The organism is Enterobacter sp. ECC-019, assembly GCF_043974075.1.
Classification (GTDB): domain Bacteria; phylum Pseudomonadota; class Gammaproteobacteria; order Enterobacterales; family Enterobacteriaceae; genus Enterobacter; species Enterobacter asburiae_D.
Genome location: NZ_CP143759.1, coordinates 1564062 through 1577735, shown reverse-complemented (window position 1 = coordinate 1577735; position 13674 = coordinate 1564062). Strand labels below are relative to the sequence as shown.

Below are 13674 nucleotides of genomic sequence, written 5' to 3'. Positions count from 1 at the left end.
GCGCTGTGACACCATCAGGCAGTCAGCTTCACCGCTTCGCTGGAAAAGTCATCCGCGGGTTCGAACTTGAGATCCAGGCTAGCCAGCAGCGCGCGAGCCTTATCGTGAAACTCTTTTAGCGTATATTCCAGGCGGTCAATCACTTCCTGATCTTTAATAGAGGTGGCCTGCCAGTTGCCATCTTTATTAAACAGGCCAAACTGGTAGCTATACGTAAAACGTTTTTCCTCTGCTTCCATTTCCATCCACCAGCCCCAGAATTCACGTTTTTCGGGTGCAGGCTTCACGTTGACGCATACAGCCAGGCAGTCGAAAAAAAAGCGATTCTCTTCACACTGCTCTTCTCGAATATACGGGCCGAGAGCCATAAACTTCTTAATCAGTCTACTTTTCGGGTGTCCACTCGGTAACGTCATTGCGATCTCCTTTTGTGAAGCCACTGTTTTACCAAACCAGCGAAATTTAGCAATCTCTTAACACAATCTCTGAGCGATCCAGCGCGTAATCTCTTTCAGCGCTTTGTCGAAATTCTGATAGACCGGGCTGAACGGCACTTCAAGCAATTTGCCATCCGCAGATGACGACGTGATTAAGCGTGACTCTTCTTCCGGACTGAACGGATCGTTTTTCCAGAACCCCGACAGCATCGGCGTTGGGCAGCGACGTCCCAGCAATCCTTGCGTTTTTAACGAGTAGCGATTGAGTTCAATGCGCAGCGCTTCGTCTGATGCATCATGCATGCCAAGACGGCTAGCCAGCACATCAAGGTACATTTCAGGTACGCTCCCCTGGCGTGCAGGATCGCTGAGCAGAGCGTGAACGACCGGGCCAAGGCAGGCGACGGCTTTCAGACGAGAAGATTCAAGGTAAGCCAGACGCACCGCGACGTTCGCGCCAAAACGGAAGCCGAATGCCGCCACGCGGGTATGGTCAACCCAGGGAATGTTCTCCAGCGCTTTTAGCGCATGCTGGTGCAGCAGGCTGGAATCCTGCGTCAGTTTCCATTTGGATGAGAAACCGATTGAGGGCATATCAAGCGTCAGCATCGCGATCCCTTTTGGTGCGAAGTAGCGCTCAAAGAGGCTGTAATAATCGATTTGCAGGGAATCCAGCCCACCGCACATCAGTACGGTCGGGAACGGGCCATCGCCTTCCGGCATATGCAGGAACCCGGTGACGGGTGCGCCACCTGGAATGCTGAACTCAAGCTCGCGCATTTGGCCCGGCAAACGCTGCGCCGCCTCTTCATAAGCACGGTTCGCCAGCGCCTGGGCCTGCTCAGCCAGCTCATCACCTTTCAGATGGGGATACGCGGCAATGGCGTAGAGATTGGCCGCATGCAGCCAGTGCTTGCCGCTGCGCGTGGCATCCTCTTCCTGGCTGGCTTTTTGCTGCCAGAGCATCGCCTGTTTCGACCACTCATAGATCCAGTTGCCGCCACGGTAGCCCACCACCGTATCGTAAAGTTCGCTGTCGGTCCGTTCAGATTCGCTCATCACGATACGTGCCTGCACATCAAGGATTTCACGGGGGTCAATACCGCGCCAGATCCACATCAGGCGGTTAATCATGCGATACCAGTGAGGCACATTTTTACCGTCTAACGCGGACTGGACGGCAGGCTGGGTACCCGGATTAAAGCGACGCACCAGCGTCGATGTTTCAGGGTGTTTGAAACGGGGTTTGAAGAGAGTCTCGGTGAGATTCGCCTGCGTCATTGCGTTGCCTCCATGAATACGTCATATGAAGACTATTGTAACGCGTGGCAGGCCAAAAAGAACAACGCCCGACATAGCCGGGCGTGTAAAGTTACGTACTGGTTTTAACGGCCAGAAATAGGCGGTACGAAGACCACGCCCATATCCCATGGCTGTTCAATCCAGGTATCCTGCGGGATATCAATCACGTAATCGTCAACCAGTGGGCGGCCAGCAGGCTTCGCGAAAATAGTGACGAAATGTGCTTTCGGATACATTTCGCGGATAGCGACTGCAGTACCGCCGGTATCCACCAGATCATCAATAACGATGAAACCTTCACCGTCGCCTTCCGCACGTTTCAGCACGGTCAGCTCACGCTGGTTGTCATGGTCATAGCTGGAGATGCAAACGGTATCGACATGACGAATACCCAGCTCACGTGCCAGCAGCGCCCCCGGTACCAGACCGCCACGGCTGACGGCAATAATGCCTTTCCACTGTTCGGAAGGCATCAGACGCGCAGCCAGTTTGCGTGCGTGAATCTGCAACATGTCCCAGGTGACGACGTATTTTTCGCTCATGTGAAGTGTCCCAGCCTGTTTTTATACGGCTTAAAAAGTGTTCGAGGGGGAAATAGGTTGCGCGAGATTATAGAGATCTGACGCACTAAAAACCAGTGTTTAGCGCCCTCTGCCTGTGTTTTTACATGCTTTATGCTACCAGCCAGCAGAGAAAGTGGTATTCTCAGTTTCATCTCGCAAGCCTGACTTGTGGTAACTATTAACCTGCTAACCCTGTGGCCTGCAACCCTGTTTGCAGCGCCTCGACAAGGAGACTTATCGTGTCTGAACTGTCTCAATTATCTCCGCAGCCGCTGTGGGATATTTTTGCAAAAATCTGCTCCATTCCACACCCTTCCTACCATGAAGAACAGCTTGCCGAACATATTATGGGCTGGGCGAAGGAAAAAGGTCTGCATGCTGAACGTGACCAGGTTGGCAACATTCTGATCCGCAAACCCGCCACCGCAGGCATGGAAAACCGCAAACCGGTTGTGCTGCAGGCGCACCTGGACATGGTGCCACAGAAGAATAACGACACCGTTCACGACTTCACCAAAGACCCGATTCAACCGTATATCGATGGCGACTGGGTGAAAGCACGCGGCACCACGCTGGGCGCGGATAACGGCATCGGTATGGCCTCTGCGCTGGCGGTGCTGGCCGACGACAGCGTTGAGCACGGTCCACTGGAAGTGCTGCTGACCATGACCGAAGAAGCGGGCATGGACGGTGCGTTCGGTCTGCAGGCTAACTGGCTGCAGGCGGACATCCTGATCAACACCGACTCTGAAGAAGAAGGCGAGATCTACATGGGTTGCGCGGGCGGGATTGATTTCATCTCTACCCTGCCGCTGTCGCGCGAAGCGATTCCTGCAGGCTTCCAGACCTTCAAGCTGACGCTGAAAGGGCTGAAAGGCGGCCACTCCGGCGGTGATATTCACCTGGGTCTGGGTAACGCCAACAAGCTGCTGGCGCGCTTCCTGGCAGGCCATGCGACCGAGCTGGATCTGCGTCTGGTAGACTTCAACGGCGGTACCCTGCGCAACGCGATCCCGCGTGAAGCGTTCACCACCGTAGCAGTACCGGCGGCAAAAGCGGACGAGCTGAAAAAACTCTCCAGCGTATACCTGGATATCCTGAAAAACGAACTCTCGGCAAAAGAGAAAAATCTGACCGTGGTTCTGGAATCCGTATCTACGGATAAAGCCGCACTGACCGCGCAGTCTCGTGACACCTTCGTTCAACTGCTGAACGCGACGCCGAACGGCGTGATCCGCAATTCTGACGTGGCGAAAGGGGTGGTGGAAACCTCACTGAACGTGGGCGTGGTGACCATGAGCGACGACAGCGCGGAAATCATCTGCCTGATCCGCTCGCTGATCGACAGCGGTAAAGAGTACGTGGTGAGCATGCTGGAATCTCTGGGCACGCTGGCGGGCGCGAAAACGTCTGCAAAAGGCAGCTACCCGGGCTGGCAGCCGGATGCGAGTTCTCCGGTGATGGCGCTGGTGCGTGAAACCTATCAGCGTCTGTTCAACAGCACCCCGAACATTCAGGTGATCCACGCCGGTCTGGAATGTGGTCTGTTCAAGAAACCGTATCCGGATATGGATATGGTGTCCATCGGGCCAACCATTACCGGCCCGCACTCGCCGGATGAGCAGGTTCATATCGAAAGCGTCGGTCACTACTGGACGCTGCTGACTGAACTGCTGAAAGCGATCCCTGCTAAGTAATTCACCGTCTGATGCCCGGTGGCGCTTCGCTTACCGGGCCTACGATGGATACAACCTACAGCCCTAATACCAGCTGTCGTTCCAGCTGCGGATCCAGCAGCGTGACGTGCAATCCCACCAGCCTTACTCCTCGCCCGCCCCGGCGCTCTTCCCATGCCTTTTTCGCCGTCGCGATAAGATCGTCTTTATTCAGACGCGGCCAGACGTGTTCCTGCGTGGTCTGCTGGAAGTCGTTGAATTTTAATTTGATACCCTGACGGGCAATGAGCAGGTCCGGCTTCACCTTGCTTAAGCGTCGTTCCAGCTCAGGGTAAAGCTGTTCCGTGATAATGATTTCGCATTCGGACCAGTCATGAATATCTTCAATGAGGGTGCGCTCAACGCCGACGGATTTCCGTAGCCGTTCGCTGTTCACATCGCGATCGTCAATCCCCTGGCTGCGTTCCCACAGCACACGGCCAAACTTCCCGAAGCGCTTGAGCAGCATAGCGAGATCGCTTCGCTGCACGTCTTCGCAGGTGCGTAACCCCATGCTTTCCAGCTTTGCGGCAGAAACTTTTCCTACTCCGGGGATTTTACCGAGCGGTAGCGTTTTCAAAAATGCAGGTACCTCTTCCGGCGTGATGACGTACTGGCCGTTGGGCTTATTTAAATCAGAGGCAATTTTGGCGAGGAATTTAACGGGCGCGACGCCCGCAGACGCTGTCAGATTCAGCTCGTTGAAAATCGTCTGACGGATCTCCTGAGCCATCAGCGTGGCGGAGCCATGGCAGTGCACGCTGTCGGTCACATCCAGATAGGCTTCGTCAAGCGACAGCGGCTCTATCAGAGAGGTATAGCGGGAGAAGATTTCCCGAATATGAAGGGAAGCCTCTTTATAGGCTTCAAACCGACCGGGCAGAAGTGTGAGATGAGGGCAAAGCTTTAAGGCCATCGCCGTCGGCATGGCACTGCGCACGCCAAATTTGCGCGCAGGATAGTTGGCGGTGCTGATGACACCACGCTGAACGCGGCTGCCGCCAATGGCGATGGGAATATCCCGCAGCGCCGGGTTGTCACGCATCTCCACTGCGGCAAAAAAGCAGTCCATATCGACATGGATTATTTTGCGCATAGTAAGCCCTCACTCATAACTGGATAAGTATACAGTAAATAAATGAGAATTGAGAAGTGTGCGTGGGAATTGTCGGGTGGCGGCTTCGCCTTACCCGACCTACATGACTAAATAATGCGCTGCTGCTCGCGGGCCATTCTTTTTTTCCGCGCATCGCACGGCTCCGGGCAGTCGCAGACCTTTTCCATCCCAATGGAGGAAATACCGCCGCAGCTGCCCTGAATGCTTTTCCGCTTAACGATCCAGCCTAACGACATGCCGAAGATGACAAGCACAAACACCACAAAGGTTGCCAGAAACGTCAGCATCATCAGCCTCCAAAATCATCGAGCATGATGTTCTCATCTTCAACGCCGAGATCTTTCAGCATCTTAATCACAGCGGCGTTCATCATCGGCGGACCACACATATAGAACTCGCAGTCCTCGGGTGCCAGGTGCTGCTTGAGGTAGTTTTCATACAGCACGTTGTGGATGAACCCCGTGTAACCCGTCCAGTTATCTTCCGGCTGCGGATCGGAAAGCGCAACGTGGAAGGTAAAATTCGGGTTTTCACGCGCCAGCTGTTCAAACTCATCATCATAGAACATCTCACGCAGCGAGCGCGCCCCGTACCAGAAGCTGATCTTACGCTGGCTCCCTAACCGCTTCAGCTGGTCAAAGATGTGCGAGCGCATCGGGGCCATACCGGCACCGCCGCCGATAAAGACCATCTCCGCATCGGTATCTTTCGCGAAGAACTCCCCAAACGGACCGGAGATGGTCACCTTATCTCCCGGCTTCAGAGACCAGATGTATGACGACATCACGCCCGGCGGCGCGTCCGGCACATTCGGTGGCGGCGTGGCGATACGCACGTTGAGCATGATAATACCCTTCTCTTCCGGGTAGTTGGCCATCGAGTAGGCGCGCAGCGTCGGCTCTTTTACATCAGAGACAAATCGGAAGAGATTGAATTTATCCCAGTCGGCGCGGTATTCATCCGGCACGTCAAAGTCCGCATAGGCCACGGTATGCTCAGGACACTCAATCTGAATGTATCCCCCGGCGCGGAACGGAACATCTTCCCCTTCAGGGACACGCAGCTTGAGCTCTTTAATAAAGGTGGCTTTGTTATCATTAGAGATAACCTCGCACTCCCATTTTTTAACGCCGAAGATCTCTTCCGGCAGCTCAATCTTCATGTTCTGGCGCACGGCAACCTGACAGGCCAGACGGCAGCCCTCTTTTGCCTCGCGTTTCGTGATGTGCGTCAGCTCGGTGGGGAGGATATCGCCACCGCCCTCTTTTACCGTCACGCGGCACTGCCCGCAGGAGCCGCCGCCGCCGCAGGCCGACGAGACAAAAATGCCGTTACCGGAGAGCGTGTTGAGCAGCTTGTCCCCCGCCGGCGTGCGGATCTGATTCTGCGGGTCGTCGTTAATATCAATCACCACGTCGCCGGAATTCACCAGCTTCGCGCGCGCCGCCAGAATCAGCCCTGACAGCACCAGTACAATCAGCGTGAACATCACCACGCCAAGGATAATTTCCATCTGTTAGCCCTTATAGCTGCACACCGGAGAAGGACATAAAGCCCAGCGCCATCAGCCCGGTGGTGATAAAGGTGATCCCTAAGCCACGCAGACCCGCAGGCACGTTGGCATATTTCATTTTCTCGCGGATCCCCGCCATGGTGACAATCGCCAGCATCCAGCCGATGCCGGAACCAAAACCGTACACCACGGATTCACTGAAGTTGTAATCACGCTGAACCATAAACGAGACGCCGCCAAAGATGGCGCAGTTGACCGCGATCAGCGGCAGGAAGATCCCCAGCGCGTTGTACAGCGACGGGAAGTACTTATCGAGGATCATCTCGAGTATTTGCACCAGCGCGGCGATCACCCCGATAAAGGTGATGAAGTTCAGGAAGCTGAGATCAACCCCTTCCACCAGCGCGCCGTCCCGCAGCACAAAGTTGTACACCAGATTGTTAATCGGAACCGAAAGCCCCAACACAACGGTGACCGCCACGCCCAGGCCAAATGCCGTGGAGACCTTTTTAGACACGGCAAGGAACGTACACATGCCGAGGAAAAATGCGAGCGCCATGTTTTCAACAAACACCGCGCGCACAAACAAACTCAGGTAATGAGCCATCGTCGGTTACTCCTTTTCCTGCTGTTCTGGTCTCAACGTACGAATCAGCCAGATCAACAAACCGATAATGAAAAATGCGCTAGGAGCCAGCAGGAACAGGCCGTTTGGCAGATACCAGCCGCCGTTTTGCACCGTGTCCAGCACCGTGATGCCAAACAGCTTGCCGCTGCCAATCAGCTCTCGCAGGAACCCCACGGTCAGCAGGATCGCGCCGTAGCCCAGGCCGTTGCCGATACCGTCCATAAAGCTCGCCAGCGGCGGCATTTTCATGGCGTAGGCTTCCGCACGCCCCATGACGATACAGTTGGTAATGATCAGCCCGACAAACACCGAGAGCTGTTTGGAGGTTTCATAGGCGAAGGCGCGCAGCAGCTGATCGACCACGATCACCAGCGAGGCGATGATCGCCATCTGCACGATGATCCTCACGCTGTTGGGGATGTGGTGGCGGATCATCGAGATAAACATGCTGGAGAACGCCGTGACCAACGTTACCGCCAGCGTCATTACCACCGCCGTTTCCAGCTTGGTCGTTACCGCCAGAGCTGAACAGACGCCCAGCACCTGCAGCGTGATCGGGTTATTGGCGAGCAGTGGGCCAATGAGCACCTTTTTTACTTCTTTCAGTTCACCGGTATCAGCCATTGTTCAGCGCTCCTTCACGTACGTTTTTCAGGAAGGGACCAAAGCCCAGCTCGCCCATCCAGAAATCAAAACTGTGCTGCACGCCTTTTGAGGTGAGCGTGGCGCCGGAAAGCCCGTCAACAGCGTAGTCGTCACCGGGACGTGCCGCCCCTTTCATCACCTTCAGCGCAGGCAGGCCGCTATCGTCGAGCACTTTCTTGCCGACAAACTGTGCCCGCCAGTTAGGGTTCTCAACTTCACCACCCAGCCCCGGCGTTTCCCCCTGGTCGTAATACGTAATGCCTTTGACCGTGCGACCATCCGTATCCAGTGCCACAAAGGCGTACATCATTGACCACAGGCCGTTGCCGTAAATCGGCAGCACCATTTCCTGCACGCGTTTTTGCTCGTCGCGCACCAGGTAAATTTCGGCGAGATTGCTGCGGCGCTTAATGCCGGCGGGATCTTGCGATGCCTCGAGCGTCAGGCTCATCTGCGGATCTTTCAGCGCCAGCGCCTGGTTGAATGTTGCCGGGTCTTTATCCAGCAGTTCACCCGTTTTTAAATCCACCAGACGCGCCGAAATACGTTCAGCAAAGACGGCCGAAACGTCGTCTGCGCTCATTCCTTTCTGCATCAGCCCGGCCACGGCCAGGATATTGCGCTGTTTATCCAGCGCGCGTTGCTCCTGCTGCAGCGGTTTTAACCCCACGGCAGAACCGGCCACGACGATGGAACAGACCAGACAGAGCACCAGCACCACCAGCAGCGTTTTGCCGATGCTGTCGTTATTTTTAACCTCAGCCACGCGCCTTCCTCCGCTTAATGTTGGCCCGCACCACCAGGTAATCGAACAGCGGCGCAAACAGGTTGGCAAACAGAATGGCCAACATCATCCCTTCCGGATAGGCCGGGTTGACCACGCGGATCAGGACGCACATCGCGCCAATGAGCACGCCATAGCTCCATTTACCTTTGTCAGTAAACGAGGCCGAGACGGGGTCCGTCGCCATGAACATCATGCCGAAAGCGAAGCCACCCAGCACCAGATGCCAGTACCACGGCATGGAGAACATCGGGTTGGTGGTCGAACCGATAACGTTGAACAGGGTGGCGGTCAGCACCATGCCGATCATCACGCCCGCTACAATCCGCCAGGAGGCCACGCGACCGAAAAGGATGATCGCCCCGCCAAGCAAAATCATCAGCGTAGAGACTTCCCCGATGGAGCCAGGAATGTTGCCAATAAAGGCATCAAGCCAGGTCACAGGCAGACCCGTCGCGTTGTTAACCAGCGTTTCGCCGCCGTGTGCCGCCCACTGTGAAAGCGGCGTCGCGCCGGAGAAACCGTCTGCCGCCGTCCACACGAGATCGCCCGAGATTTGCGCCGGATAGGCAAAGAAGAGGAACGCACGTCCCGCCAGCGCCGGGTTGAGAAAGTTCCGCCCGGTGCCGCCGAAGATCTCTTTGGCAACCACCACGCCGAAGCTGATGCCCAGCGCCGCCTGCCAGAGCGGCAGCGTCGGGGGAACAATCAGGGCAAACAGAATAGAGGTCACGAAGAAGCCTTCGTTGATCTCATGTTTACGGATGATGGCAAACAGCACTTCCCAGAAGCCGCCCACGATAAAGACCGTGATGTAAATCGGCAGGAAGAAAACCGCGCCCAGCGTCATCATGCTCAGCCAGCCCGCGTCTGCGGCAAAGCTTACCCCTAGCGACTGGGCCAGACGGTAGTGCCAGTCGGACTGGATTACCTGCGCCAGCTGCTGTGCATCGTACATATGGTGCAGCGCCGGGATGGTCTGCAGGCCGACGTTGTACATTCCCCAGAACATCGCCGGGAAGACCGCAAACCACACCAGGATCATCATCCGCTTAAGGTCGATGGCGTCACGAACGTGCGCCGCCCCCTTCGTCACCAGCCCCGGCGTGTAGAAAATGGTCGCCGTTGCTTCATACAGCGGGTAGTACTTTTTGAGCTTCCCTTCGGTAAAGTGCGGCTCAATTTTTTCAAAGAGGTGTTTTAAGCCCATCGGTTATCCTTCCTGCTCAATGCGGGTTAACACCTCGCGCAATACCGGTCCATATTCGTATTTGCCTGGACAAACATAGGTACAGAGCGCCAGATCTTCTTCGTCAAGCTCCAGACAGCCCAGCGCCTGCGCGCTGTCGGTATCACCGGCAAGGAGATCGCGCAACAGCACGGTGGGCAGAATATCCAGCGGCATAACGCGCTCGTAGTTACCAATCGGGACCATGGCGCGCTCGCCGCCGTGCGTGCTGGTTGAGAAGCTAAACAGCTTATTACGCAGGAAATGGCCCAGCGTGGTGCGGGTGACGGAGTATTTTTCCGCGCCGGGCAGAACCCAGCCAAACAGCTCTTTCTCACGCCCTTCCTGCACAATGCTCACCTGCAAATGGAAACGCCCAAGATACGCGTGCGCATTGACAGCATGGCGTCCGCTGAGGACCGAACCGGAAATCAGGCGGTTTTCCCCCTCTTTCGTTTCCCCCACCAGCAGTTCGTTGATGTCTGCGCCCAGCAGCGTCTTCACCAGGCGCGGGTTTGCAGCCTGCGGCCCACCGACGGCAACGATCCGTTCAGCGCTCAGTTCACCCGTAATAAAAAGCTTACCGATGGCGATGACGTCCTGATAATTAAGGTGCCAGACCCGCTTCGTCAGGCTTACCGGCTCAAGAAAGTGGATGTGCGTTCCGACCAGACCTGCCGGATGCGGGCCAGCAAACTCATTAAACGTGACCTGCCCCTGCGGATGCCCGCCGAGCTTGCCGCCGCCTGCCTGGCAAACGTGGACTTTCCCGGACGTGAGGCGGGTTAAAACGGTCAGACCGGCATCGAAGGCTTTGCGCTGTGCCAGGATAACCGGCTGCGGGTCCACGCTAAGCGGGTTGGTGTCCATTGCCGTGACGAAAATCGCGGCCGGTTCCGTGCCCGGCACAGGGGATTTGCTGAAGGGACGGGTACGAAGCGCGGTCCATAAACCGGACGCCAGAAGCTGAGTCTGAACGGCGTCGCGGTTCAGCGATGCGAGCTCTGCGGCGTCGTAATGGGCAAACTCACGCTGTTCATCGCCTTCAATGCGGATAACCACCGACTGTAGAACGCGCCGTTCGCCGCGGTTGATCGCCACAACGGTGCCGCTCGCGGGTGCCGTGAACATCACGCCGGGATTTTTTTTGTCCTCGAAGAGCGCCTGTCCTTTGATAACGCGATCGCCTTCCTGTACCAGCATTGAAGGACGCATTCCCAGGTAGTCGTCGCCCAAAATAGCGACATGACGGACGCTTGCGCCTGTCGAAACGTGCTGCGCTGGCACGCCTGCAATCGGCAGATTAAGTCCTTTTTTGATTTTAAACATGTGGTTAGCAGGTTTCCATGAACAACAATCCAGTGGGCGCGAAGTGTAGCATTTTCCCCTTCTCGCGGGCAGGGAATCCGCCGTCGCGCGCGCCAAATTGCGAGCTAATGCGCAAAGTTCCTGGAGCCATCGCAATTTTGATGGTTTATAAAGTAAAACTAATTTGTAAACTCACCGCCCGGCTCTTGCGAAAATCTATAGCGGTGCTAATGTGAGCGCTCCTAACAGAATAATCTGATTTCGGGTCTCTTTTGCCGTCCTGGCAAGTTGGTCATGGTTTTATCAAGGAACTAGTAGTATGCGTAAAATCGCATTGTTCATTGCGATGCTTCTGATTCCGTGCATGTCGTTTGCCGGACTGCTCAGCAGTAATAGCTCAACGACGCCGGTCAGCAAGGAATATAAACAGCAGTTAATGGGATCGCCGGTTTATATTCAAATCTTCAAGGAAGAACTCACTCTCGATCTGTTTGTGAAAATGGGCGAGACATATCAGCTGCTTGATAGTTACAAAATTTGTAACTACTCCGGCGGGCTGGGGCCAAAACAACGCCAGGGCGATTTCAAAAGTCCGGAAGGGTTCTACAACGTTCAGCGCAGCCAGCTCAAGCCTGACAGCCGCTTCTATAAAGCCATTAACATCGGCTTCCCGAATGCCTATGATCGTGCACACGGTTATGAAGGTAAATATCTGATGATCCACGGTGCCTGCGTGTCTATCGGCTGTTATGCGATGACCGACTCCGGCATTGATGAGATTTTCCAGTTCGTGACGGGCGCGCTGGTCTTTGGGCAGCCTAACGTACAGGTCAGCATCTATCCGTTCCGCATGACGGACGCCAACATGGCGCGTCACAAGTACTCATACTACGCGGATTTCTGGAAACAGCTGAAGCCGGGTTACGACTACTTTGAGCAGACCCACAAGCCACCTGTGGTCTCAATCGTAGATGGCCGTTACGTGGTCAGCAAACCGCTGAGCCACGAAGTCGTCCATCCACAGCTGGCGTCAAATTACTCGGTCCCCGAGGCAAAATAGCACCCACTCGCCTGGCATAATCTTTTGCCAGGTTTCGTTGCCCGTCAGCGGCTGCGTTGCGATAACAGTGACCACATCGTTCGGTGTGGTCTCCTTCTGAAAGTCTATCTCCACATCCTGATCGAGCAGCGTCGCAACGCCAAACGGCGCACGGCGGGTGATCCAGAACAGATTCGTCGAGCAGAACGCCATCACATAGCGGCCGTCAGAGAGCAGCATGTTGAACACGCCTTTTTCACGCAGTTCAGATGCCAGCGTCGCGATGTATTTGAATACGGCGGCCATGTTGCCGGGCGTGCGGGGATAGCGCTCTGTCAGCTTGTGCAGCAGCCAGCAGAAGGCTTTTTCGCTGTCCGTTTCGCCGACCGGGCGGAAATTGCCCGTCTCCAGTGACTTATAGCCCGTAAGCTGCCCGTTGTGCGCGTAGGTCCAGTTACGGCCCCACAGCTCGCGGGTAAACGGATGGGTATTTTCCAGCGCCACTTCGCCACGGTTAGCCTGACGGATGTGGGCGATCACCGAGCGGGACTTGATGGGGTAGTCCTGCACCAGTTTGGCAATCGGTGAGTTAAAGCTGGGCTGTGGATCTTTGAACGTGCGACACCCTTTGCCTTCGTAGAAGGTGATGCCCCAGCCGTCTTTATGCGGCCCGGTTCCTCCACCGCGCTGAACCAGCCCGGTGAAACTAAAGCAGATATCGGTTGGCACATTGGCGCTCATCCCGAGCAGTTCGCACATACAACACCTCCACAACAGCGGGGGGCACCGGTGCCCCCCAGCGAAGTCTTACTTAACCATCTCTTTTTCGATCAGCTGGATCAGGATATGGATCACTTTGATGTGAATTTCCTGAATACGGTCAGCATAACCGAAGTGCGGAACGCGAATTTCGACATCCGCTGTACCGTCCATCTTACCGCCATCTTTACCGGTCAGGGTGATGACTTTCATCCCTTTTTCACGCGCGGCGGCGATCGCTTTGATCACATTGCCAGAGTTGCCGGAGGTAGAAATCCCCAGCAGCACGTCGCCTTCACGGCCTACCGCTTCAACGTAGCGGGAGAAGATGTGGTCGTAACCGAAGTCGTTGCCTACGCAGGAGATGTGGCTCACATCGGAAATCGCAATCGCCGGGTAGCCCGGGCGGTTTTCACGATAGCGTCCGGTCAGCTCTTCTGCGAAGTGCATCGCGTCACAGTGGGAACCGCCGTTGCCGCAGGAGAGCACTTTGCCACCGGCTTTGAAGCTGTCGGCCAGCAGGACCGCTGCGCGCTGAATAGCGTGAATATTGGCATCATCTTTCAGAAAGTTCGCCAGCGTTTCCGCCGCTTCGTTCAGTTCGTTACGAATAAGATCCTGGTACATGAGGATAAT

15 protein-coding genes are annotated in these 13674 nt (G+C 55.7%); 2 read left to right on the top strand and 13 right to left on the bottom strand.

Annotation, left to right across the window (positions count from 1 at the left end; translation table 11 throughout):
- Positions 1-14 precede the first annotated feature (14 nt).
- The 3 genes from crl to gpt form a co-directional block, all read right to left on the bottom strand.
- Positions 15-416: a sigma factor-binding protein Crl gene (crl, locus tag V1566_RS07320; RefSeq protein ID WP_032661686.1), complete on the bottom strand. Its 402-nt coding sequence runs from the start codon at positions 414-416 to the stop codon at positions 15-17.
- 57 nt (positions 417-473) lie between these two features.
- Positions 474-1718: an esterase FrsA gene (frsA, locus tag V1566_RS07315; RefSeq protein WP_063145509.1), complete on the bottom strand. Its 1245-nt coding sequence runs from the start codon at positions 1716-1718 to the stop codon at positions 474-476.
- 104 nt (positions 1719-1822) lie between these two features.
- On the bottom strand, positions 1823-2281 hold the full coding sequence (gpt, locus tag V1566_RS07310) for a xanthine phosphoribosyltransferase (RefSeq protein WP_010427903.1): 459 nt from the start codon (positions 2279-2281) through the stop codon (positions 1823-1825).
- 260 nt (positions 2282-2541) lie between these two features.
- Here gpt and pepD point away from each other — a divergent pair, with 260 nt between their 5' ends.
- Positions 2542-3999 carry a cytosol nonspecific dipeptidase gene (gene pepD / locus V1566_RS07305; RefSeq protein WP_395305460.1) on the top strand — a complete coding sequence of 486 codons (1458 nt, stop codon included), beginning with the start codon at positions 2542-2544 and terminating at the stop codon, positions 3997-3999.
- Between the two features lie 55 nt (positions 4000-4054).
- Here pepD and dinB read toward each other — a convergent pair whose 3' ends face one another.
- The 8 genes from dinB to V1566_RS07265 all read right to left on the bottom strand — a co-directional run bounded on the left by dinB (position 4055) and on the right by V1566_RS07265 (position 11261).
- Positions 4055-5113, bottom strand: a complete 1059-nt coding sequence (gene dinB / locus V1566_RS07300; protein WP_331413261.1) for a DNA polymerase IV — start codon at positions 5111-5113, stop codon at positions 4055-4057.
- Between the two features lie 107 nt (positions 5114-5220).
- Complete coding sequence (gene nqrM / locus V1566_RS07295; RefSeq protein WP_023615899.1) at positions 5221-5424, bottom strand: (Na+)-NQR maturation NqrM; 204 nt, start codon at positions 5422-5424, stop codon at positions 5221-5223.
- A complete protein-coding gene (gene nqrF, locus V1566_RS07290; RefSeq protein WP_395305459.1) occupies positions 5424-6647 on the bottom strand; it encodes an NADH:ubiquinone reductase (Na(+)-transporting) subunit F in 1224 nt (407 codons plus the stop codon). The genes nqrM and nqrF overlap by 1 nt, the downstream gene beginning before the upstream one ends.
- A 10-nt stretch (positions 6648-6657) precedes the next feature.
- Positions 6658-7254 (bottom strand): NADH:ubiquinone reductase (Na(+)-transporting) subunit E, encoded by a 597-nt coding sequence (nqrE, locus tag V1566_RS07285; RefSeq protein ID WP_023334613.1) that lies wholly within the window; start codon positions 7252-7254, stop codon positions 6658-6660.
- A 6-nt stretch (positions 7255-7260) separates the two neighbouring features.
- A complete protein-coding gene (locus tag V1566_RS07280; protein WP_045330387.1) occupies positions 7261-7899 on the bottom strand; it encodes an NADH:ubiquinone reductase (Na(+)-transporting) subunit D in 639 nt (212 codons plus the stop codon).
- Positions 7892-8686 (bottom strand): Na(+)-translocating NADH-quinone reductase subunit C, encoded by a 795-nt coding sequence (locus tag V1566_RS07275; protein ID WP_395305458.1) that lies wholly within the window; start codon positions 8684-8686, stop codon positions 7892-7894. The genes V1566_RS07280 and V1566_RS07275 overlap by 8 nt, the downstream gene beginning before the upstream one ends.
- On the bottom strand, positions 8679-9914 hold the full coding sequence (locus tag V1566_RS07270; RefSeq protein ID WP_395305457.1) for an NADH:ubiquinone reductase (Na(+)-transporting) subunit B: 1236 nt from the start codon (positions 9912-9914) through the stop codon (positions 8679-8681). The genes V1566_RS07275 and V1566_RS07270 overlap by 8 nt, the downstream gene beginning before the upstream one ends.
- Positions 9915-9917: 3 nt before the next feature.
- Entirely contained in the window at positions 9918-11261 is a 1344-nt protein-coding gene (locus V1566_RS07265) for a Na(+)-translocating NADH-quinone reductase subunit A (protein ID WP_395305456.1), read from the bottom strand.
- Positions 11262-11559: 298 nt separating this feature from the next.
- Between V1566_RS07265 and dpaA the strand changes: the two genes are divergently transcribed.
- Positions 11560-12300, top strand: a complete 741-nt coding sequence (gene dpaA, locus V1566_RS07260; RefSeq protein WP_395305455.1) for a peptidoglycan meso-diaminopimelic acid protein amidase — start codon at positions 11560-11562, stop codon at positions 12298-12300.
- Here the strand turns inward: dpaA and V1566_RS07255 are convergent.
- On the bottom strand, positions 12271-13038 hold the full coding sequence (locus V1566_RS07255; RefSeq protein WP_010427885.1) for a class II glutamine amidotransferase: 768 nt from the start codon (positions 13036-13038) through the stop codon (positions 12271-12273). The two genes, dpaA and V1566_RS07255, sit on opposite strands and share 30 nt — an antisense overlap.
- A 48-nt stretch (positions 13039-13086) precedes the next feature.
- Positions 13087-13665, bottom strand: coding sequence for a D-sedoheptulose 7-phosphate isomerase (lpcA, locus tag V1566_RS07250; RefSeq protein ID WP_010427884.1), 579 nt, complete (start codon positions 13663-13665; stop codon positions 13087-13089).
- Positions 13666-13674 lie beyond the last annotated feature (9 nt).